Below are 23,189 nucleotides of genomic sequence, written 5' to 3' on the forward strand. Positions count from 1 at the left end.
TAGCGCGAGAGCGACCTAGTCGATTTTTTGATAACTGTCATACAGATAGGAGTCATAGATATGGAAACAGATTTATTTATGTTATTAGATACCAATAGTCGAAATATTTTATCGATTCTATCAATCATATCCGAAAAAAATGAGTGGTATACTATCCATGAAATCAGTGAAAAACTGAATGTGGTAGAAAGAACCATCCAACGTTATATCATTCATTTAAAGGATTGCATTGATCAGTTTAATGAAGGAGAAAAAGAAAACGATAGGTTGTTTTTAAGTTATGAAAAATATAAAGGGGTTCATCTTGAAACGCCAAAAGGTCAGGGGTTAACCCGTTTTAAACAGGTAGTATTAGAGCAAGATGAAACGTTCATTATGTTAAGAGACATTTTCTTTGAAGAATTTCAGTCGGTCACAAAATATGCAATGGAACACTATATTAGTGAGAGTAAGGTCAGAAAAAGTGTAAAAAAAATTCGCTATTATTTAAAACGATATCATTTATCATTATCAAATATAAGTTTTAAAATTGTTGGAGAGGAGAAACAAATTAGATTGCTTATCTACTATGTAGTATGGTATGGACTAAAAGGTCATGACTGGCCGTTTAGACAAGTAAGTCAAAATAAAGTATACGAAGTGATTGATAGCTTAGATGAGTCTTTATCTATGAAATTAACTCATACTCAACGAAAGCAATTAGGTTATATGTTAGCCATTAATTTATTTCGAATGGGAAAAAATCATCCAATTGAACTTGAACCTCATTGGCAAAACTACGTTGATATAAAACGAGTAATGGATGAGATGCCGTTTTTATCTTTAGTGTTTATAAAAAGAAGGCAGGAACTAACAGCTGAAATTTATTTTTACATGTTACTCATTCAACTGAGAATCAATGTTTATCAGTCTAAACCATTCATTAAACAGACGCTTGACTATCATAAGCTTAATGACTCTGATGTTTATGAGACTACTAATCATTTTGTTGAACGATTTCATACAGAGTTACACCCAATTCCATCAGAGTTTTATCACTCTTTTTTTCTAACGACTTTTTGTGCTCATTTATTTTGTAGACTGTTTCGTTATGTTGTTTTAACCGCTGATGGCTGTAATAATGTAGGGGAGTTGCAAAATAAATACACTGTTTTAACAACTCAACTCCATCAAATCATAGACAAACTTTATATTCAAACAAACAATGTCCTTTTTTTGCAACGGCCCTTTTTAATGCAAAAATACATGATGCTCTTTTCCATGATAAAACCTTTAACTCATTTTGAACCGACGATTAAAGTACTAGTTGAAAGTGACTTGCCGTATTTAAAGAAGACGTTACTTGAAAATGATATAATAAAACGATATTCAGGTGATTATCATATTGAGTTTATCAATACAAGTGACGTAACTATCGATATCATATTGACCAATGTCCCAAACGATTTAACAAACAAAGCACACACTAATTTACTCATTCATTTTTTTGACTATCCACTAACATTACGCGATATTGAGGAGTTGGATAAGGTAATTAAACTAGTTTATCAGCGTAAGTATTTAATAAAGAAATAAGTGATAAAAAACTTAGTTTCATTAAAAAACAATGAATTGTGAAAAAAATCATTTTTTATATTGTTAATTGAATGGATTTAGGGTATTATTTCCCTGGGTATGTTAAAAAATTAACAATATAAAAAAGGAGATTAGATTGATGAAGATCAAATTATTTAAATCATTCGCCATTAGTTTTGCGACGATGATGCTATTGTCAGGTTGTGGGGGACAAAAATCTGCAGAAAAAACAGTAGAAAGCTCATCTACAAAAGCAAGCACATCAGATGTCACTTCAGGAGCGTCAGAACAAAAATACACTGACCCTAAAGAGATGAAAGATGAATATGATATTATTATTGTCGGAGCGGGTGGAGCAGGAATGTCAGCTGCTTTACAAGCGAAAGAAGAAGGTAAAAATCCAGTTATTTTAGAGAAAATGCCCGTTGCTGGTGGGAACACATTGAAAGCCTCAAGTGGGATGAATGCTTCAGAAACAAAATTCCAAAAAGAAGCGGGGATTACAGACTCGAATGACAAGTTTTATGAAGAAACATTAAAAGGTGGACATAATACAAACGATAAAGAATTACTTCGTTATTATGTTGACAATTCAGCAAGTGCAATAGACTGGTTAGATTCAATGGGTATTAAGTTAAACAACTTAACAATCACAGGTGGAATGAGTGAAAAAAGAACGCATAGACCTGAAGATGGCTCAGCAGTTGGCGAATACTTGGTTCATGGACTATTAAACAATATACATGAAAAAGAAATTCCAATTTTTGTTAATGCTGATGTAACAGAGATTTTAGAAAAAGATTCAGTTGTTGATGGTGTTAAAGTAACTGTTGAAGGCAAAGAGAAAGAAGTACATGGTAAAGCCGTTGTTGTGACAACTGGTGGATATGGAGCTAATCCAGAAATGTTGGAAAAAGAAAAACCTGAACTTAAAGGTTATGTGACAACTAACCAAGAAGGTAGTACTGGTGACGGTATCCGAATGATTGAAAAATTAGGTGGTCAAACAGTTGATATGGATCAAATTCAAATTCACCCTACTGTTCAACAAGACAAAGGTATCTTAATTGGTGAAGCGGTTCGTGGTGAAGGAGCTATTTTGGTTAATCAAGATGGTAAACGATTCACAAATGAAATGGGAACACGTGATAATGTATCAGCTGCTATTACTGCATTACCTGATAAATCTGCTTATTTAATTTTTGATGCTGGTGTTAAAGAAAGAGTAAAAGCAATTAATTTTTATGAAAAACAAGGATTTGTAAAATCTGCTGATTCAATCGAAGCATTAGCTAAAGAAATTGACATGGATGGTAAAACATTAGACACGACTGTTCAAGATTGGAACAAAGCAGTTGAAGCGAAATCCGATACAGAATTTTCTCGTGAAACTGGTATGGACAATGCATTAAACAAAGGTCCATATTATGCGATTAAGATTGCCCCAGGTATTCATTACACAATGGGTGGTGTAAAAATCAACGATAAAACAGAAGTATTAAACAAAGACAACAAGCCAATTACTGGATTGTATGCTGCTGGAGAAGTGACTGGTGGGTTACATGGTAGCAATCGTATTGGTGGAAACTCAGTTGGTGATATCATCGTATTTGGTCGCCAAGCTGGTGAACAATCTGCAAAATTTGTAAAATAGTAGTATGAAGACTTCGTGTGAACGAGGTCTTTTTTATATTTTATATTTCCTAAAAGTAATACACTAGTATACAATAAAGATAGTGTATTGCTTTTAGGAGGTTAAAAATGAAACGAATTGATCAAGTATATAATTATGTTGTTGACCAAACTAAAAATTTGTCACCAAATGAGCTAAAAATGGACTCTGGTGTTACAACAAAGGAAGTAGCCGACTATTTAGGTATTCAACGATCAAATGCCAGTAAGGATTTGAATACACTTGTTCGAGAAGGGATAGTTGAAAAGTTAGATGGTCGACCTGTTAGATATGTAACAAAATCAATTTTTCAACACAAACCATTTTCAAAGTATGTTCCAAGTTATCAGGAGCAAAAAGAATCCATCTTTGTACCAGAAACGACTCGTTTTTATGAGAATGATGATATATTTAAACGAATTATCGGAATAAATGCCAGTATGAAAAATGCAATTATGCAAGCAAAAGCCGCGATTTTGTACCCACCAAATGGGTTAAACTGCTTAATTACAGGACCAACAGGGTCAGGAAAAACCTATTTTGCTCATACCATGTTTCAATATGCCAAGCAGCAACACGTTTTAGATGAGAAAAAAGAATTGATTGTTTTCAACTGTGCGGACTATGCGAGTAATCCAGAATTATTGATGAGTCACTTGTTTGGTCATATTAAGGGTGCGTTTACTGGAGCAGATGAAGAAAAAGATGGGTTAATGAGCTTAGCCAATGATAGCTACCTATTTCTCGATGAAATTCATCGACTGCCTCCAGAAGGACAAGAAATGATTTTTTATTTTATGGATAATGGAAAGTATTCTAAGCTTGGTGAATCAACTAAAAATAGAGAAGCTAATGTTCGAATCATATGTGCGACAACGGAAGACCCTAGTTCAGCTTTACTAAATACGTTTGTTAGACGTATTCCTATTACGATTAAATTGCCAACGTTTAAAGAAAGAAGTGCTAAAGAAAAAGTTGAACTAGTAAAAAATATGATGATTATTGAAGCTAAACGAATTAATCGTCGTATCGTCCTAACAGAAGATGTAGTGAAAGCATTAATTGGGAGTGTCTCATATGGAAATGTCGGACAATTAAAGTCAAATATTCAACTCGTTACGGCACAATCATTTTTAAAACATATGGACCAATCCGATGTGACGATAACCATGGATGAGCTAAACGATGGCATTAAGGAAGGATTAGTTCAATTAGCCACAGACCGCACCACTTTGTCTGAGTTAACTCAAATTCTTGAGTCAAAGATGGTCATTTCTCCCAATGAATCGTTTGATACATACGAGGGAGATAGTTACGAATTACCTTATAATTTATATGAAATTATTGGGGATAAAGCAGCTTTGCTAAAAGAAGATGGATTTAATCAAGAAGCCATTAATCATTTTATTACGACAGATATCAATGTGCATTTAAAATCATTTTATCGTAATCATGGCTTTAATTTTGATTCGGAAAATAAGTTAGGTGAAATTATAGATAGTAAAATAATCAAAACAACGCGTAAACTATATGAATATGCAACAGAACAAGTTGGCTATAAGTTTGAACAGAACTTTTTATATGCAATAGGTTTACATATTAGTTCTTTTTTAAATCGTTATAACGAGGGAATTAAAATTGAAACAGGTAATGACGAGAACATTATCAATATGATAGAAGATTATCCTAATGAACATCGTGTGGCTAAAGTATTTAAACAAATTATCGAAGCAGAACATCAAGTCATTCTTCCGCAATCAGAAATTAATTATCTAACAGTGTTACTTATTTCGTTAAACGAGTCCGTAAAGAAGGGGCGTATTGGGATTATTGTTGCAGCTCACGGCAGAAGTACCGCTTCAAGTATGGTGGAAGTGGTCAGCCAGTTATTAAAGATTAATAATATTCGAGCAGTTGACATGCCTTTAGATATGAAGCCAAATGAGGCTTTAGAAAAAGTAGTTCATGAAGTACGACAAGTTGATGAAGGAAGTGGTGTGTTGTTACTAGTGGATATGGGATCTTTGACGACATTTACTGACGACATAAAAGAACGCACATCCATTGATGTCAAAATTATTGATATGGTCACCACAGCTTTGGTATTAGAAGCAGGGAGAAAATCAAGCTTGCTCGAAGGAGATTTAGTTGATTTATATGAATCACTAAGTCATTTTCATGGCTATCATGCTAAAGAACTATCTGAATCAATTGAAGAGATGGACAAACCTAAAGCCATTTTAGCTATTTGTGCTTCTGGTAAGGGAACAGCACAACGAATGAAAGAGTTGATTAATGATTATTTAATGCTTTATATGGAAGAAGATATTGAAGTGATAACCATGTCAATCGCAGACTTAGATACACAAATAGATGACATTCAAGCACAATACCATCTTTTGGCTAGTACTGGAATCAAAAATCCTAATTTATCCATTCCGTTTGTGACAATGGATCAACTTTTTTCTAAGGACGGACCAACCTATATCGGAAGCATTGTATCCAATACACTTGATTTAGATGATAGTATCACGTTGAATGAAGTAACAGCCAGACAAACATGTTTAGACTATATGACGGAATACTTTACATTTATTAATCCAGTTAAATTAATTGATCCTCTGTGGCAAATATCGCAACAAATTGATGAGGAAATTCTGTCTACCCAACAAGATTACTCATTCTACATGTCTTTGAGTATGCACCTAGCTGGAATGGTAGAGAGAATTTTAAAAAATGATACACTAACAGCTAACCAAGAAGAACTAAATCAATTAGGTAATTGTCAGTACATAGATACTTTAAAAAACAGTTTAGAATTATTAGAACACTTATTTCATCTTAATATTCCAAAAGATGAATTTGTGTATGTTGTCAACATTATCGACAATCAATTACCAACACTGTATTGATACACTAAAGATACACTTTTGTTAGTGTATCTTTTTTTGTTTGAATCATTGATAATAATATGTTTTGAAAAGTTGGCACAGTAATTGCTTATATATTTAATGGAATGTTTAGTGTGAAGAAGAAGGGGGCATCATATGGATATTCGTTTAGTTCGTATCGATGACAGGTTAATTCATGGACAGGTAGCTACAGTCTGGACAAAACATTCAAAAATAAATCGTATTCTAGTTGTCAGTGATGATGTAGCTCAGGATTCACTTAGAAAAACGTTGCTAATTCAAGCAGCTCCACCCAACATTGTGGTCAATGTTATACCAGTTGCAAAAATGATAGAAGTTTATCATGATCCGCGGTTTAATGATTCGATTAAAGCAATGCTATTATTTACTAATCCAACAGACGTTAAACGAGTGGTAGAAGCTGGTGTCATTATTGATAGTGTGAATGTTGGCGGCATGAGTTATCAAAAAGGAAAATACATGTTAACTAATGCTGTAGCTGTTGATGAGGTTGATGAGGATGCTTTTTGTTATCTAGATGACAGAGGCGTATCAATCGAGATTAGGAAAGTTGTTTCTGATAGTCCTGTGGGTTTGATTCAATTACTTAAAAAGAATCAAACAAAAAACGACAAAAAGAAAGCGATACAATAGGAGGTCACAAATATGGTTGGAATTATTTTAGCAAGTCATGGTGAGTTTGCTAAAGGAATCTTACAATCTGGTTCAATGATTTTTGGCGAACAAGAAAATGTTAAAGCTGTTACATTAATGCCAAGTGAAGGTCCAGAAGATGTTAAGAAAAAAATTGTTGAGGCAATTGAAACATTTGATCAACAAGATGAGGTTCTTTTCCTAGTTGATTTATGGGGAGGCACACCTTTCAATCAAGCAAACACATTGTTTGAAGAGCACAAAGACAATTGGGCTATTGTTAGTGGATTAAACTTACCAATGTTGATTGAAGCTTACGCAATGAGATTATCTGAAGAAAGTGCTCATAAAATTGCGGCACAGATTGTCACAACTGGTAAAGATGGAATCAAAGTTCGTCCAGAAGAACTTGAACCAGAAGAAGAGAAAAAAGAAGTAGCACAGCCTGAAGCACAAATGGGTTCAATCCCACCAGGAACAGTCATTGGTGATGGAAAAATCAAATTTGTGTTGGCACGTATTGATTCACGATTGTTACATGGACAGGTGGCAACAGCCTGGACAAAAGCAACTAATCCAACACGTATTATCGTTGTGTCAGATTCAGTGGCAAAAGATGACTTACGTAAGAAATTAATTGAGCAAGCAGCTCCTCCAGGGGTTAAAGCTAACGTTATTCCAGTAAGCAAAATGATAGAGATTGCAAAAGACCCTCGTTTTGGTGGGACACGTGCGTTATTATTATTTGAAAATCCAGCAGACGTTGTTCGTGTGATTGATGGTGGTGTGAAGATTGATGAAGTAAACGTTGGATCTTTAGCTCACTCTGTTGGAAAAGTTGTGGTTAATAAAGTTCTGTCAATGGGACAAGAAGACGTAAAAGCTTTTGAACAGTTAAAAGCAGATGGCGTGAAGTTTGACGTACGTAAAGTACCAAATGATTCAAAAGCAAATATGGATGAGTTGCTTAAAAAAGCTAAAACAGATTTAGCTAAATAAATTATAGGAGGGATATCATGTCTGTATTATCAATTATTTTAATTATTATAGTAGCCTTTTTTGCAGGAATGGAAGGGATTTTAGATGAGTTTCAATTTCACCAACCATTAATTGCCTGTACGTTAATCGGATTAGTATCAGGACACTTAGAAGCAGGGATTCTTTTAGGAGGATCACTACAAATGATCGCTCTAGGTTGGGCAAACATTGGGGCAGCAGTAGCACCAGATGCGGCTCTAGCTTCAGTAGCATCAGCAATTATTTTAGTTAAAGCTTTAGGAGCACAATCAATTTCAGTTAAAGATGCTGTATCATCATCAATCGCAGTAGCTATTCCATTAGCAGTTGCTGGTTTATTCTTAACAATGATCGTTCGTACACTTGCTGTACCAATCGTTCATATGATGGATAGCGCAGCTGAAGAAGGAAATATGGGTAAAATTGAGCGTTTGCACATCATGGCTGTTTGTATGCAAGGGATTCGTATTGCCATTCCAGCAGCAGCACTTTTATTTATTCCAGCTGAAACAGTCCAACACTTTTTAGAATCAATGCCAGCTTGGTTAACTGAAGGTATGGCAATTGGTGGGGGAATGGTAGTAGCTGTTGGGTATGCAATGGTTATTAACATGATGGCAACAAAAGAAGTATGGCCATTCTTTGCAATGGGATTTGTGATTGCCGCTATTTCAGATATCACATTAATGGGATTAGGAGCATTAGGTGTTGCCTTTGCATTAATCTACATTAACTTGTCTAAAATGGGTGGTTCATCAAATTCTGGTGGTGGAAGCAACACAGGTGATCCACTAGGCGATATTTTAAACGATTACTAATAGTAGGAGGAAAGAAAAATGGCAGAAAAGATAGAATTATCGAAAAAAGATCGTATGACCGTTGCGTGGCGTTCAACATTTATCCAAGGTTCTTGGAACTATGAACGTATGCAAAATGGTGGTTGGGCATTCTCAATGATTCCAGCTATTAAAAAATTATACAAAACAAAAGAAGAACAATCTGATGCGTTAAAACGTCACTTGGAATTCTTTAATACACATCCATACATTGCTTCTCCTATTTTAGGGGTAACGCTTGCCTTAGAAGAAGAGCGTGCCAATGGTTCTGATATTGATGATGTGGCTATCCAAGGGGTTAAAGTTGGAATGATGGGACCTCTTGCCGGTGTTGGAGATCCAGTCTTCTGGTTTACCTTACGTCCGATGTTAGGAGCACTTGGAGCTTCTCTAGCAATGGGAGGAAGTATTTTAGGACCAATTATTTTCTTCGTAGCTTGGAATTTAATTCGTTGGGGATTCATGTGGTACACACAAGAATTTGGTTACCGTGCAGGATCTAAAATCACTGATGATTTATCAGGTGGTTTATTGCAAGACGTGACAAAAGGTGCGTCTATATTAGGTATGTTTGTTTTGGCAGCACTAGTGGAAAGATGGGTATCCATTGATTTTAAACCAATTGTTTCTAAAGTACCATTAGATAAAGGAGCCTATGTTGACTGGGCAAATCTTCCAAATGGTATGGCTGGTGTGAAACAAGCGTTTGAAGAAGTTGCTTCTGGTCGTGCGTTAAGTGATGTTAAAGTCACAACATTACAAAATAACTTGGATCAATTAATACCAGGTTTAGCACCATTATTATTAACATTCTTCTGTATGTGGTTACTTAAGAAAAAAGTTAGTCCAATTGTTATCATCATCGGTTTATTCATCGTTGGTATTTTAGGACACGTCATCGGCTTACTATAAAAGGCAGAGGTCAACTGTTGACCTCTCTTTTTATTTAGATATTTTTTCTTTGGATTAAAAATGATATGATAGTAAAAAGGACGTGAGAATGTGGTACAGTCTTTAAACACAAAAAATGATTTAGTAATTGATGCAACTGCTTATACAGGATTAACAGATTACGGTGAAATTATGATAGGTGATAAAGGGTTCGAGTTTTATCATGGTCGTGATCCAAGAAAATTTATCCAAATACCTTGGGAAGAAGTCGACTATGTTGTGGCTTCGGTTATGTTTAAAGGAAAATGGATTCCGCGATATGCTATTCAAACGAAGAAAAATGGCACGTATACCTTTTCATCAAAAAAACCAAAAGTTGTATTACGAGCTGTAAGAGAATATGTTGATCCTGAAAAAATGGTTCATTCATTAAGTTTTGTGGATGTCGTAAAACGTGGAATAAAATCAACATTTAAAAAGAATAAATGACAAACTTTCGAAAAATGAGTATCAACTCGTTTCCTCGAAAGTTTTTTTATTTCCCAAACTATTGAGTTAAACGTATTTTTTAAGGTTACTTCAACAAAAATCAATCTTTTTATGAAAATAAATTTGAAATATGATTGATTTTATCATCTCAATCATATATTATATTCATTATATTATTAGATTATTCTAATTTATTTCTAATTAAAAGGAGGAGCATTAAATGAAAAAGAAAATAAAGTATTTACTGATGTCTGCAACAGTACTAACTCTTGTAGCCTGTGGTAATAATACAGCAAAAAACGATACTAGTAGTAAAAATACTTCAGGAGGTACAGAAGAATTAGCAGATGAACAAATTTTTACGGTTAACGTGCCACAAGAAATGCCAACAGCTGATTTATCATTAAGTACGGATGTTATTAGTTCCGTTGCGTTAAATAATGTATATGAAGGAATTTACCGTTTAAATGATAAACAAGAACTTGAACCAGCTGGTGCAAAAGAAAAAGTGGAAATCAGTGAAGATGGTCTAACGTATAAAGTAAAATTACGTGAAGAGTCTAAATGGTCTGATGGCGAGCCTGTTACGGCGAAAGATTATGTTTATGGTTGGCAACGTACAGTTGATCCCAAAACACAGTCTGAATATGCTTACCTTCATGGTGCAGTGAAAAATGCTGAAGCAATCACTGCTGGTAAAAAGGATAAAAGTGAATTAGGAATTAAAGCGGTTGGTGATTATGAGCTAGAGATTACCTTGGAGCAACCAACACCTTATTTCGAAAAACTATTATCATTTTCAACATTCTTACCACAACGTCAAGATATTGTAGAAAAATATGGTGATAAATACGCATCAACAAGTGAAAATGCTGTATACAATGGGCCATTTGTTTTAGCTGAGTTTGATGGACCTGGTACTGATACAGAGTGGGCATACGAAAAAAATGATACTTATTGGGATAAAGACAACGTGAAATTAGATAAGATTAAAGTAAGTGTTGTTAAATCTGATGCAACCAGTCTAAGTCTTTATGAAGATGGACAAGTTGAGGATATTAAACTAAATGGTGAATTAGCACAACAAATGGCAAACAGCGAAGATTTTGTCACTGATAAAGAAGCAGGTGTCCGCTACTTAGAATTAAATCAAAATGACAAAGACTCACCATTTAAAAATGAGAACTTTAGAAAAGCTGTTGCTTATTCAATTAATCGTGAGGCATTAGCGACACAAATTTTATCAGATGGTTCTGTTGCTGCTACAGGTTTAGTTCCAACAGGTGTTGCTGAGGGACCAAGTAGTAAAAAAGACTTCTCTGAAGAAACAAAGAATAAAGTGGGCTATGACGCCACAAAAGCGAAAGATTATTGGGAAAAAGCGAAAAAAGAATTAGGTAAAGATAAATTTGAAATCAACATCTTATCTTCTGATGATGATTCAACTAAAAAAGCAACTGAATTTATTAAAGGATCACTTGAAGATGAGTTAGATGGTCTAACAGTTGAATTAAGTCCAGTACCATTTGCTGTTCGTCTAGAACGTTCAAATAGTGGTGACTTTAGTACAGTATATGGTGGATGGGTAGCAGATTATGCTGATCCAAGTAGTTTTGTTGATTTATTTGTTACAGGAAGTTCATATAATAGAGGGAAATACTCAAACCCTGAGTATGATAAAAAAATCGAATCAGCAGGTGTAACAAATGTCTCTGACCCTGAAAAACGTTGGCAAGATATGGTTGATGCAGAAAATATCATCATGAAAGATATGGGAATGATTCCATTAATCCAATCTGCAGAAGCGCATTTAAGATCACCTAAAATTAAAAATGTCGTGGTTCATCCAGCGGGAGCTCGTTATGACTATAAATGGGCTTATAAAGTAAAATAGCCTAATGATTTATATCATTAAGCTAAGTTAGTTAGATGATTATTAGTAGTAAGCTACTAGCTGCTAGGATGACACCTACTATCAACCAGTAAGCTGGAGAAAATGAAAATGTCGTAGAAAAGGGAGTGAACTCTTCCTTTTCTCTATTTTTTCTACGATGGAATAAATGATGCAATTGTTCTTGGAATCGGTCGAAAAAACCAGATGAGAAGACAATAATCATTCCAGCAACAATCAAAAAGCCTAAAGAGAGTATAAAATACCCGTTAGATAAGGCTATTTTTGTAATAGGTTGGCCAGTAATAAGCTTAAAAAATGGAACAATAAGGTAACAAATAAGTAAACTGATAATCGTTTTTTTAGACATAATGACCACTTTCTTGAAAAGGTATAATAAATATTATTTTAAGTGAAGTTAAAAGTAAAAGTCAATGTGTTTTTAATTACTTATAGGAGGAAACTAAATGGGGAATTTTGCTAAGTACTTTCTTAAGCGGGTAGGATACATGCTATTAACATTATGGTTAATTATTACCATTACATTCTTTTTAATGAAATTATTACCAGGATCACCATATGCTAATCAAGAAAAACTATCCCCTGAACAAAAAGAAATTTTGGATAAACAAGCTGGGTTAGATAAACCAGTCATTGAACAGTACGGTATTTATATGACAAATGTTGTTAAAGGCGATTTTGGAACATCTTTCCAATTTAAAAACCAACCTGTTTCAAAACTCTTGAAAGAACGTGTGGGACCATCTGTTCAGCTTGGTGCTCAAGCGATTATTTTCGGGACGTTAGTTGGGATTCTACTAGGAGCAATTGCTGCGATGCGGCAAAACACGTGGGTGGATACTATCGCCACCTTGATAGCAATACTCGGGCGATCGATACCGAACTTCGTCTTTGCCGTATTATTACAATACGTGTTTGCCATTAAACTTGGCGTGTTACCAATTGCTAAATGGGATCAAGGATTTGCCTCTACGATTTTACCGACACTTGCCTTAGCGATGTCTCCACTAGCTGACTCGGCAAGGTTTATCAGAACAGAGATGGTCGAAGTATTAAGCAGTGATTACATTGAATTAGCTAAAGCTAAAGGGTTAAGTCGTATGCAAGTAGTGTTTAGACATGGACTAAGAAATAGTTTAATTCCGTTAATCACGCTGTTAGGGCCATTAGCCGTTTCACTGATGACAGGATCACTAGTAGTTGAGAATATTTTTGCGATACCAGGAATTGGTGAGCAGTTTGTAAAATCAATTATGACAAATGACTACCCAACAATCATGGCCGTAACGATTCTATTTTCAACAATGTTAGTCGTAGTGATATTAATTGTTGACTTATTATATGGCGTTGTTGACCCAAGAATTCGAGTATCAGAAGGAGGAAAAGATTAATGGAAAAAATAAATGTTAAAGATATACCAAAAGACTTGTTTAAACCATTACCCCCTTCAAAAGATTTAGAAAGAGAAAAAATTAGTGCCCCATCACTAAACTTCATGCAGGATTCATGGAGACGTTTAAAGAAAAATAAAGCAGCAGTTGTGTCGATGATTTTATTAGTGATTGTCGCAATTGTAGCATTTGGGTCAATCTGGATTACGCCACACAATCCAACTAAACAAAATCCACAATACATTAACTTGCCTCCAAAAATTCCTGGGGTATCAATCAATGGATTTAACGGAACAGCTATTGTGGGTGGTAACAGAGTAGATAAGTACGAACAAGCTAAAGTACCAGAAGGTGAGTATTTCATTTTAGGAACAGATGGTTTAGGACGAGATGAATTATCTCGTTTATTGATGGGGACACGCATGTCTTTAATTATTGCCTTAACTGCCGCCTTTCTTGATTTAACGTTCGGTGTTATTTACGGACTGATATCGGGGGTGAAGGGTGGACGAGTCGATACCGTCATGCAGCGTATATTAGAGATTTTATCTGGTATACCAAACTTAGTTGTGATGATTTTAATGTTAATGATTTTTAAACCAGGGATGTTATCCATTATTTTAGCGATGATTATAACAGGTTGGATTACAATGGCTCGTATTGTCAGAGCACAGACACTTAAAATTAAAGACCAAGAATATGTTTTAGCCGCGACAACTTTAGGAGAAAAACAATCTAAAATTGCGTTTAAACACGTGTTACCAAATATTTCCGGGGTAATTATTGTTCAGATGATGTTTAGTATCCCGTCAGCGATTTTCTTTGAAGCCTTTTTAAGTTTTATCGGGTTAGGTTTAACACCACCGACAGCTTCTTTAGGAACGTTACTTAACGAAGGATACAAAACATTTAGATTTTTACCTCATTTAATGTGGGCACCAGCAATCACACTATCCGTTATCATGATTTGTTTTAATCTGCTAGCAGATGGGTTGCGTGATGCGTTTGATCCGAAAATGAACGACTAACAGGAGGAATCATAATGACAGTAGAAAAAATATTAGAAGTAAAAGATTTAAATATTTCATTTGATACTTTTGCTGGTGAAGTTCATGCGATTCGTGGAGTTAACTTTGATTTACATAAAGGCGAAACACTTGCTATTGTTGGTGAGTCTGGGTCTGGTAAATCAGTTACATCAAGAGCGATTATGCGATTATTGGCGAATAACGCCAACATCACTAAAGGAGATATTTTATTTAAAGGTGAAAACTTGCTAAATAAAACGGAAAAAGAGATGCAATCCATTCGAGGAAAAGATATTGCGATGATTTTTCAGGATCCGATGACGTCTCTTGACCCAACAATGAATATAGGAAATCAAGTAGCAGAGTCACTTAGAAAACATAAAAAAATTAGTAAAAAAGAAGCATTGGATCGAGCACTAGATTTACTTAAATTAGTTGGTATTCCGAACGCTGAGAAACGTTTGAAGAATTATCCTCACCAATTTTCAGGAGGGCAACGTCAACGTATCGTTATTGCGATTGCCTTGATTTGTTATCCAGAAATTCTGATAGCTGATGAGCCAACAACAGCTTTGGATGTGACCATTCAAGCTCAGATTATTGAATTGATGAAAGACATTCAAAAGAAAATTCAAACATCTATCATTTTTATTACCCATGATTTAGGCGTAGTGGCAAATGTTGCCGATAGAGTCGCGGTTATGTACGGAGGACGAATTGTGGAGATTGGGACTTCAGATGAAGTGTTCTATAATCCACAACATCCTTATACGTGGGGGTTACTAAGTTCGATGCCAACACTTGAAACAAAAGAAGAAAAACTATATGCCATCCCAGGCTCTCCACCAGATTTATTGGATCCACCAACAGGGGATGCTTTCTATCCAAGAAATAGATATGCGATGGAAATCGATAAACTTGAAGCTCCACCATTCTTTGAAGTGTCGCCGACTCATTATGCAGCGACTTGGTTACTTGCACCAGGCGCACCAAAAGTGACACCGCCATTAGAGATTGTCAAACGCCAAGAAGAATACAAAAAAAGATTTGCGTAAGGAGGAGCCTATATGACAGTAGCGAATAAAACGAGACTTTTAGAAGTAAAAAATCTAAAACAATACTTTAATGTCGGTCGTCCTGACGAAGTAAAAGCAGTAAATGATATTAGTTTCTACATTAATGAAGGTGAAACATTTGGCTTAGTGGGTGAGTCTGGTTGTGGGAAATCTACAACAGGAAGAAGTATCATCCGTTTGTATAATCCAACAGGTGGCGAAATTATTTTCGATGGTGAAGATATTGCGACAATAAAGGGCCGTAATCGAATGAATAAGTTTCGCCGTGACGTTCAGATGATATATCAAGATCCTTATGCTTCTTTAAATCCTCGTATGAAAGTACGTGATATTATTGCTGAGGGAATTGACATTCATAAACTAGCTAAAAACGATGAAGAACGAAATAAACGCGTCAATGAATTATTAAAACTGGTTGGTCTTGATCCAAGTCATGGCACACGTTATCCTCATGAATTTTCAGGAGGACAACGTCAGCGTATTGGTATCGCACGTGCCCTTGCAGTGGAGCCAAAATTTATTATTTGTGATGAGCCGATTTCAGCTCTTGATGTATCCATTCAAGCACAAGTTGTTAATCTTTTACAGGAATTACAAGAGCAACAAAAATTGACATACTTATTTATCGCCCATGATTTATCAATGGTAAAATACATTAGTGATAGAATAGGTGTGATGTATTTTGGAAAATTAGTAGAAGTAGGTAGTGCGGAAGAAATTTATAAATATGGTTTACATCCATATACTGAAAGTTTACTCTCAGCTATCCCATTACCAGATCCAGAATATGAGCGTCATAGAGTAAGAACAACATATCATCCAACAGATACTGATGCGACAGATTTAGAATTACGAGAAATTGTACCAGGGCATTATGTCTATTGCAGTGAGTCTGAGGTAACAACCTATCAAGAGAAATTAAGAAAGTTAAAAAATTAAAAATATGTCAAAGTGGCAGCTGAGAGTAGATTAAACATTATACTCTCAGCTGCCACTTTGCTATATATTATGAATTTGTTGTAGTAAATATAGTTGTGAAAAACCTTGTATAAGTGAGTATCATTTAATAATAATGTCACGGTTCTTTTTAATTCATTCAGATCCATTTGAAAATTTTTTTATTTTTTATTCTTATTTAAAAGAGTAAATAAAAAAACTAATTTTGTGTCAAGGTTTTATTTATGTTTAAAAAAATAATTTTCTGTTTATAAATTGCATATATATATGAATTTTTTGAGGTTTTTAAATAACAAAATATGCTATTTTTGTGAATTTTCATTTAAAGATGATTAATTATCAAAATTTACGTATTGTTAGGAAAAGTTTGATATGGCGGGTTTTTTAAAAAAGAGATATAGTATGAACATAGCCAAGAAATAAAACGAAATAAAAATATTACAATAAAAAATAACAGGGGGTAGGAGCTATGAAAAAAATAGGTTATGTTTATGCTTCTAGTGAGGAAAATTACGTAAAGGAACAAATTGATGGTTTAAATAGTTTAAATATTGAAACGGTATCTGTTGAAAAAGAAACAAATGAAGAAATCACACAAAGTGATACAGTTTTAACTGAAATAGTGGAAAATCTTGGCTCAGGAGATCAATTGGTCGTTTATGAATTGAGATGTTTAGGAAAATCTGTGATTCAGTTGGCTGAATTTTTAGGACAGTTAAAAGAAAAAGGAATAGGATTAGTTGTTGTTAAAAAAGGTGAAGCATATAGTGATATTAATGATGCTGCCTACTTAGAAATGGTATTAAAAATTGCTGAGATGGAAAAGTTAATTATTAGAGAAAGAACAACTAAAGGTTTACAAGAAGCTCGTCGTAAAGGTCGTGTGGGTGGACGTCCAAAAATTTCTCAAGAAACAATCGATCAAATCAGATTCTTATACAATAATAATCGCTACACATTAAGACAAATCGCTGAAGAATGTAATATTTCTTTGGGAACAGCCTATAAATACGTGCAAGAAAGATAAATCAAAAGACTAGCTAACGAAAAATTAGCTAGTCTTTCTTTTATTTTAATTGAGATAAATCGTTAAAGTATTGTTTATATGATAAATAGCTGGCTATCATCGTTGAAAAACCAGTTGTTGCAATCAACATAAACATGACAACAATTTGATATCTAATCGCTGTTGTAGGATCAATACCAGCAAACATTAATCCAGACATCATACCGGGTAAACTAACAAGCCCAACTGTTTTTGCTCTGTCGATACTCGGAGACATCGCGGCTTTGATACTTTCTCTAACAATAGGTAAAGTTGATTGTTTCTCTGTTGCGCCTAAAGCTAATTTTTCCTGAACTTGTTGCCGTTGATCTTCGAATTTAGTTGCCATTGAACGATACCCAACCCCGACAGCCGTCATCGCATTACTCGCAATCATACCGGTGATGGGAACAATTTGTGAAGGCGTCCATTTTAAAGTGCCAGATAAAAAAAGAATTCCTAAAGATAAAACAGTGCCAAATCCAATGGAGATGAAAGAAATTTGAAATGCTTTGTCTAAATGATTTGCGCGTTTTCCAGCATGGTGTGCCGCATTTAAAATGATAAAAGCTACCATAACTAAGGTTAGAATAATATTGTCTAATTGAAATACAAAACCTAATACATACCCAATAATAAATAATTGCACGACGGTTCTAAAAGCTGAAATAAAAATATCCTTTCCAAGCCCAAGTTTTTCTTTGTAGTCAATCACTAAAGCAACCACGATTAATAAACTCGCTAACAATAGTGACGTATTTGAAATATTTAAGTCTGTCATCTACTTCTCCTCCAAAATTCCATCAACAATACTTAGCTGACGTTTTCCAAGTTTAAATTCACCATTATCATGAGTCACCCATATAATGGTTTTGTCTTTTAAATCTTCTGTGATGAACTGTTGAATGATTTCTTTGTTTTCATCATCAAGTGCACTTGTCACTTCATCTAATAATAAAACGTCAGGTTCAAACACTAAGTTTCTAACAAAAGCAATTCGTTGTTTTTCTCCTCCTGAAAGGTCGATAATCTTTTTATCAAGGTAAGATTCGTTAAGTTTGAATCTCTTAAGTAGTTTTGTTACTCTTGATTTGTCAAATTCAGCTTGTCTGATATCAAAAGGAAACTTCAAATTATCCATAACAGTGTCATCAAACAGTGTTGGTTGTTGAAAAAAATAGGAAACTTCTTTTCTGTAATCTGTGATCCGTTCTTTTTTTAGAGTTTTGCCTTTATAGGTTAAGCATCCAGATGTTGGAGTAATCATTGAAGCAAGCATTTTAAGTAATGTACTTTTCCCACTACCAGAAGGTCCACTAATTGTAATAAAATCTCCAGCTTCAATAGTTAGGTTGATATTATTGAGAATGGTTTGATTTTGTACGGAATAAAAAATATTTTCCAAGTTAAATAAAGTTGTCATAATAATCTCCTTTTTCATTTTCTTTATTATAGTATAACATTATAATTATTACTATTTAATATAAATGCTTAGATGATAATCAATTTATTTTATTTTTATTATTTCCTTTCTGTTGAAATCGTTTCGCTTATAGAGTAGGATATCAAAGAAGGAATAAAAAACGAGCGGGGGATATTAATGACAGCAACAAAAGGTAGACCAATTGTCATAGGTGTAACTGGTGGGTCTGGAAGTGGTAAAACAAGTGTCAGTCGTGCAATATTAAAAGCATTGCCAAATCATTCTATATTATTATTTGAGCAAGATTCTTACTATAAAGATCAAAGCCATTTGTCATTTGAAGAACGACTAAATACAAACTATGATCATCCATTTGCTTTTGATACTGATTTGTTAATCGAACATTTAAAAGATTTGATGGAATACAAAGCCATTGAAAAACCAGTTTATGACTATGAGGCACATACTCGTAGTAAAGAAGTAATCTATCAAGAACCAAAAGAAGTTATCATCCTTGAAGGTATTTTAATTTTAGAGGATGAACGTCTAAGAGACTTGATGGACATTAAAGTCTATGTTGACACAGAAGATGATATTCGTATCATTCGTCGTATTAAGCGTGATATGCATGATAGAGGCCGCTCGCTTGATTCAGTCATCGGACAATACTTAAGTGTCGTTAAACCAATGCATCAACAGTTTATTGAACCAACAAAGAAATATGCTGATATTATTGTCCCAGAAGGCGGAAAAAACCAAGTTGCAATTGACTTGTTAACAACAAAAGTAAGAAGTATACTTGATAAATAGAAATATTAGGAGGAATTAACATGACAACATTTCCACAATTAGATTTAGAAAATGCTAAAGTAACAGCAACAATTAAAACAAATAGAGGTGACATCAAAGTCGCTTTATTCCCAGAACAAGCACCAAAAACTGTAAAAAACTTTATTGAATTAAGCAAAAAAGGTTACTACAATGGGATCATTTTCCATCGTGTTATTCCTGATTTTATGATTCAAGGCGGTGACCCAACAGGAACAGGTATGGGAGGCGAAAGTATTTATGGTGAAAAATTTGAAGATGAGTTCTCTAAAGATGTATTCAACTTAAGAGGAGCTTTATCAATGGCAAATGCTGGGCCAAACACAAATGGTAGCCAATTTTTTATCGTTCAAAATAAAAATGTTCCATCTAATATGTTATCTCAATTGGAAGGTGCTGGCTTCCCAGAAGAAATTATTGAAGCTTACAATGATGGAGGAACACCATGGTTAGATTTCAGACATACTGTATTTGGGCATGTTATTGATGGTATGGATGTTGTGGATGAAATAGCTGGTGTTAGTCGTGACTCACAAGATAGACCTATGCACGATGTAACGATTGATGAAGTCTTAATAGAAGAATAAAAATTTAAGCCCACTTAATTTAGTGATTAAGTGGCTTTTTTTATTATTTAGTACAGAAGAGTTAATAGCTTGTTTTATTTATGTTAAAATGAAGAACAGTAATACACTTAGGAGGTTTAGAGAATGAATGCCAAAATAGGCGATATAATGAATGGGGAAATTACAGGAATTCAACCATATGGTGCATTTGTCTCGCTAGGAGACAATCAACAAGGATTGATTCATGTTTCAGAAGTTAAACATGGTTTTATAAAAAATATAGAAGATGATTTAAAAGTAGGCCAAAAAGTTAAAGTTCAAGTTATTGATGTAGATGAATATACTAAAAAAATTAGTTTATCATTACGTGTATTTCAAGATGCACCCCCTATTTTATTTAAGAAAAAAAAATATTTTACAAATCGTTATAAAAATATCGGTTTTGAAAGCATCAATAAGAATCTATCGCTCTGGATTAATGAGTTTTTAGATGATATTACGGAAAATAACTGATATATTTCAGAAAATATGTTACAATTACATTTGTCGATTTATTATAACTATTAAATAAGAGGTGTGTAATATTGGAACAGTCTAGAGTAGCTGGGACAGTCATTCTTAATCAACAAGATGGTCATAAAAAATTTTTAGTACAAAAAAAAGATGATACTGTAAGTTTTATTCAAACTACAATCAATAACAATTATACTAGTTTAGCATGTATTTTAGAGAAATTGACTCAGTCTGCTGGGTTAGATTCAGATGTTATGGATTTAGTAGAGTTAACTAATATTAATGTTGAAAATGAGAAGCTGCCACTCTTTGTCTTTAGTTTAGATGAAGAATGTATTGATTATTCTTCTTTAAATCCTGAAATTTTATGGGAAGAACCTGCGACATTAAGAATGGTTTTACAAGATTTTAATGTTAGTGGAGTGCCTTTTTTAAATTAACTGTTGACATTACCAAATAGGAGTTGTAATATATAGTAGTTGTCAAAAACAACTTATTATTTTTATTTTAAAAAAACAATAAAAATTATTGACAAAATATTATTTTGTTGATATGATATAAAAGTTGTTACGGCAACGACGTTTAGACCTTTGAAAACTGAACAAAGTAAGACAAACCAAATGTGTAGGGCGTTTCTACTATGTAGAAACAAACCATATTTAGTGAATACAATTCGCTAGCAAGTTTTAAACAAATGAGCTTAAACATCGTAAGATGTTATCAACTTTTTATTGAGAGTTTGATCCTGGCTCAGGACGAACGCTGGCGGCGTGCCTAATACATGCAAGTCGAACGCATTTCTTTTCACCGGAGCTTGCTCCACCGAAAAGAAATGAGTGGCGGACGGGTGAGTAACACGTGGGCAACCTGCCCATCAGAGGGGGATAACACTTGGAAACAGGTGCTAATACCGCATAATTGATTTTGCCGCATGGCAAGATCATAAAAGACGCTTTAAGTGTCGCTGATGGATGGGCCCGCGGTGCATTAGTTAGTTGGTGGGGTAACGGCCTACCAAGACCATGATGCATAGCCGACCTGAGAGGGTGATCGGCCACACTGGGACTGAGACACGGCCCAGACTCCTACGGGAGGCAGCAGTAGGGAATCTTCGGCAATGGACGAAAGTCTGACCGAGCAACGCCGCGTGAGTGAAGAAGGTTTTCGGATCGTAAAACTCTGTTGTTAGAGAAGAACAAGTGATAGAGTAACTGTTATCACCTTGACGGTATCTAACCAGAAAGCCACGGCTAACTACGTGCCAGCAGCCGCGGTAATACGTAGGTGGCAAGCGTTGTCCGGATTTATTGGGCGTAAAGCGAGCGCAGGCGGTCTTTTAAGTCTGATGTGAAAGCCCTCGGCTCAACCGAGGAAGGTCATTGGAAACTGGAGGACTTGAGTGCAGAAGAGGAGGGTGGAATTCCATGTGTAGCGGTGAAATGCGTAGATATATGGAGGAACACCAGTGGCGAAGGCGACTCTCTGGTCTGTAACTGACGCTGAGGCTCGAAAGCGTGGGGAGCAAACAGGATTAGATACCCTGGTAGTCCACGCCGTAAACGATGAGTGCTAAGTGTTGGAGGGTTTCCGCCCTTCAGTGCTGCAGTTAACGCATTAAGCACTCTGCCTGGGGAGTACGGCCGCAAGGCTGAAACTCAAAGGAATTGACGGGGGCCCGCACAAGCGGTGGAGCATGTGGTTTAATTCGAAGCAACGCGAAGAACCTTACCAGGTCTTGACATCCTTTGACCACTCTAGAGATAGAGCTTTCCCTTCGGGGACAAAGTGACAGGTGGTGCATGGTTGTCGTCAGCTCGTGTCGTGAGATGTTGGGTTAAGTCCCGCAACGAGCGCAACCCTTATTGTTAGTTGCCATCATTCAGTTGGGCACTCTAGCGAGACTGCCGGTGACAAACCGGAGGAAGGTGGGGATGACGTCAAATCATCATGCCCCTTATGACCTGGGCTACACACGTGCTACAATGGACAGTACAATGAGTTGCGAGACCGCGAGGTTTAGCTAATCTCTTAAAGCTGTTCTCAGTTCGGATTGTAGGCTGCAACTCGCCTACATGAAGCCGGAATCGCTAGTAATCGTGGATCAGCATGCCACGGTGAATACGTTCCCGGGCCTTGTACACACCGCCCGTCACACCACGAGAGTTTGTAACACCCAAAGTCGGTGAGGTAACCTTTTGGAGCCAGCCGCCTAAGGTGGGATAGATGATTGGGGTGAAGTCGTAACAAGGTAGCCGTATCGGAAGGTGCGGCTGGATCACCTCCTTTCTAAGGAAAATTACGGAAAACACATTTTGTCTTTACTTTGTTCAGTTTTGAGAGGTCTACTCTTAAAGTAGTTAGGGGCCTTAGCTCAGCTGGGAGAGCGCCTGCCTTGCACGCAGGA

Annotated in this window: 21 protein-coding genes, 1 tRNA gene and 1 rRNA gene (1 of these 23 cut by a window edge); 20 read left to right on the forward strand and 3 right to left on the reverse strand. The window is 35.3% G+C overall.

The genetic code is table 11. The annotated features are described in order from the left end of the window. The first annotated feature begins 60 nt into the window (after positions 1-60). The 9 genes from BW731_RS09880 to BW731_RS09920 all read left to right on the forward strand — a co-directional run bounded on the left by BW731_RS09880 (position 61) and on the right by BW731_RS09920 (position 11,940). Positions 61-1,575 (forward strand): helix-turn-helix domain-containing protein, encoded by a 1,515-nt coding sequence (locus BW731_RS09880; protein ID WP_079347791.1) that lies wholly within the window; start codon positions 61-63, stop codon positions 1,573-1,575. Between the two features lie 139 nt (positions 1,576-1,714). Beyond that, a complete protein-coding gene (locus BW731_RS09885) occupies positions 1,715-3,229 on the forward strand; it encodes a flavocytochrome c (RefSeq protein ID WP_079347793.1) in 1,515 nt (504 codons plus the stop codon). A 107-nt stretch (positions 3,230-3,336) separates the two neighbouring features. Continuing rightward, a complete protein-coding gene (locus tag BW731_RS09890; protein ID WP_079347795.1) occupies positions 3,337-6,159 on the forward strand; it encodes a sigma-54-dependent transcriptional regulator in 2,823 nt (940 codons plus the stop codon). Positions 6,160-6,294: 135 nt separating this feature from the next. Next, positions 6,295-6,813: a mannose/fructose/sorbose PTS transporter subunit IIB gene (locus tag BW731_RS09895; protein WP_079347797.1), complete on the forward strand. Its 519-nt coding sequence runs from the start codon at positions 6,295-6,297 to the stop codon at positions 6,811-6,813. Positions 6,814-6,825: 12 nt separating this feature from the next. Continuing rightward, the gene (locus BW731_RS09900; RefSeq protein ID WP_079347799.1) at positions 6,826-7,812 is read left to right on the forward strand and encodes a mannose/fructose/sorbose PTS transporter subunit IIA; all 987 of its coding nucleotides are present in this window, start codon (positions 6,826-6,828) and stop codon (positions 7,810-7,812) included. Between the two features lie 17 nt (positions 7,813-7,829). Further along, on the forward strand, positions 7,830-8,648 hold the full coding sequence (locus BW731_RS09905) for a PTS mannose/fructose/sorbose transporter subunit IIC (protein ID WP_071457165.1): 819 nt from the start codon (positions 7,830-7,832) through the stop codon (positions 8,646-8,648). 18 nt (positions 8,649-8,666) lie between these two features. Further along, entirely contained in the window at positions 8,667-9,578 is a 912-nt protein-coding gene (locus BW731_RS09910) for a PTS system mannose/fructose/sorbose family transporter subunit IID (RefSeq protein ID WP_079347801.1), read from the forward strand. 90 nt (positions 9,579-9,668) lie between these two features. After that, on the forward strand, positions 9,669-10,046 hold the full coding sequence (locus BW731_RS09915; RefSeq protein WP_079347803.1) for a DUF956 family protein: 378 nt from the start codon (positions 9,669-9,671) through the stop codon (positions 10,044-10,046). 220 nt (positions 10,047-10,266) lie between these two features. After that, positions 10,267-11,940 carry a peptide ABC transporter substrate-binding protein gene (locus BW731_RS09920; RefSeq protein ID WP_079347805.1) on the forward strand — a complete coding sequence of 558 codons (1,674 nt, stop codon included), beginning with the start codon at positions 10,267-10,269 and terminating at the stop codon, positions 11,938-11,940. 31 nt (positions 11,941-11,971) lie between these two features. On the opposite strand, the gene BW731_RS09925 is transcribed toward BW731_RS09920, so the two are convergent. Continuing rightward, positions 11,972-12,307, reverse strand: coding sequence for a DUF3899 domain-containing protein (locus tag BW731_RS09925; protein WP_079347807.1), 336 nt, complete (start codon positions 12,305-12,307; stop codon positions 11,972-11,974). A 97-nt stretch (positions 12,308-12,404) separates the two neighbouring features. Here BW731_RS09925 and opp3b point away from each other — a divergent pair, with 97 nt between their 5' ends. The 5 genes from opp3b to BW731_RS09950 all read left to right on the forward strand — a co-directional run bounded on the left by opp3b (position 12,405) and on the right by BW731_RS09950 (position 17,437). Beyond that, positions 12,405-13,349, forward strand: coding sequence for an oligopeptide ABC transporter permease (gene opp3b, locus BW731_RS09930; protein WP_071457160.1), 945 nt, complete (start codon positions 12,405-12,407; stop codon positions 13,347-13,349). After that, complete coding sequence (opp3C, locus tag BW731_RS09935) at positions 13,349-14,377, forward strand: oligopeptide ABC transporter permease (RefSeq protein WP_079347809.1); 1,029 nt, start codon at positions 13,349-13,351, stop codon at positions 14,375-14,377. Before opp3b ends, opp3C begins: the two co-directional genes overlap by 1 nt. 14 nt (positions 14,378-14,391) lie before the next feature. Next, positions 14,392-15,432 (forward strand): ABC transporter ATP-binding protein, encoded by a 1,041-nt coding sequence (locus BW731_RS09940; protein WP_079347811.1) that lies wholly within the window; start codon positions 14,392-14,394, stop codon positions 15,430-15,432. Between the two features lie 12 nt (positions 15,433-15,444). Beyond that, positions 15,445-16,392, forward strand: a complete 948-nt coding sequence (locus tag BW731_RS09945) for an ABC transporter ATP-binding protein (protein WP_079347813.1) — start codon at positions 15,445-15,447, stop codon at positions 16,390-16,392. Between the two features lie 487 nt (positions 16,393-16,879). After that, positions 16,880-17,437, forward strand: a complete 558-nt coding sequence (locus tag BW731_RS09950) for a recombinase family protein (protein WP_079347815.1) — start codon at positions 16,880-16,882, stop codon at positions 17,435-17,437. 40 nt (positions 17,438-17,477) lie between these two features. Here BW731_RS09950 and BW731_RS09955 read toward each other — a convergent pair whose 3' ends face one another. Together BW731_RS09955 and BW731_RS09960 are read right to left on the reverse strand one after the other, a co-directional pair. Further along, positions 17,478-18,236 (reverse strand): ABC transporter permease, encoded by a 759-nt coding sequence (locus BW731_RS09955; RefSeq protein WP_079347817.1) that lies wholly within the window; start codon positions 18,234-18,236, stop codon positions 17,478-17,480. Beyond that, on the reverse strand, positions 18,237-18,878 hold the full coding sequence (locus BW731_RS09960) for an ABC transporter ATP-binding protein (protein ID WP_079347819.1): 642 nt from the start codon (positions 18,876-18,878) through the stop codon (positions 18,237-18,239). 177 nt (positions 18,879-19,055) lie between these two features. Here BW731_RS09960 and udk point away from each other — a divergent pair, with 177 nt between their 5' ends. From udk to BW731_RS09990, 6 genes are all read left to right on the forward strand, one after another. Further along, the gene (udk, locus tag BW731_RS09965; protein WP_079347821.1) at positions 19,056-19,688 is read left to right on the forward strand and encodes a uridine kinase; all 633 of its coding nucleotides are present in this window, start codon (positions 19,056-19,058) and stop codon (positions 19,686-19,688) included. A 20-nt stretch (positions 19,689-19,708) separates the two neighbouring features. Next, a complete protein-coding gene (locus tag BW731_RS09970) occupies positions 19,709-20,293 on the forward strand; it encodes a peptidylprolyl isomerase (protein WP_079347823.1) in 585 nt (194 codons plus the stop codon). Positions 20,294-20,416: 123 nt separating this feature from the next. Continuing rightward, positions 20,417-20,785 carry a CvfD/Ygs/GSP13 family RNA-binding post-transcriptional regulator gene (locus tag BW731_RS09975; protein WP_079347825.1) on the forward strand — a complete coding sequence of 123 codons (369 nt, stop codon included), beginning with the start codon at positions 20,417-20,419 and terminating at the stop codon, positions 20,783-20,785. A 71-nt stretch (positions 20,786-20,856) separates the two neighbouring features. Then, positions 20,857-21,225, forward strand: coding sequence for a hypothetical protein (locus tag BW731_RS09980; RefSeq protein ID WP_079347827.1), 369 nt, complete (start codon positions 20,857-20,859; stop codon positions 21,223-21,225). A 287-nt stretch (positions 21,226-21,512) separates the two neighbouring features. Next, positions 21,513-23,071 (forward strand): 16S ribosomal RNA (locus BW731_RS09985). Between the two features lie 74 nt (positions 23,072-23,145). Then, positions 23,146-23,189, forward strand: a tRNA-Ala gene (locus BW731_RS09990) (it continues 29 nt past the right edge of the window).

This window comes from Vagococcus martis, from assembly GCF_002026305.1.
In the GTDB taxonomy this organism is placed as follows: Bacteria; Bacillota; Bacilli; order Lactobacillales; family Vagococcaceae; genus Vagococcus; species Vagococcus martis.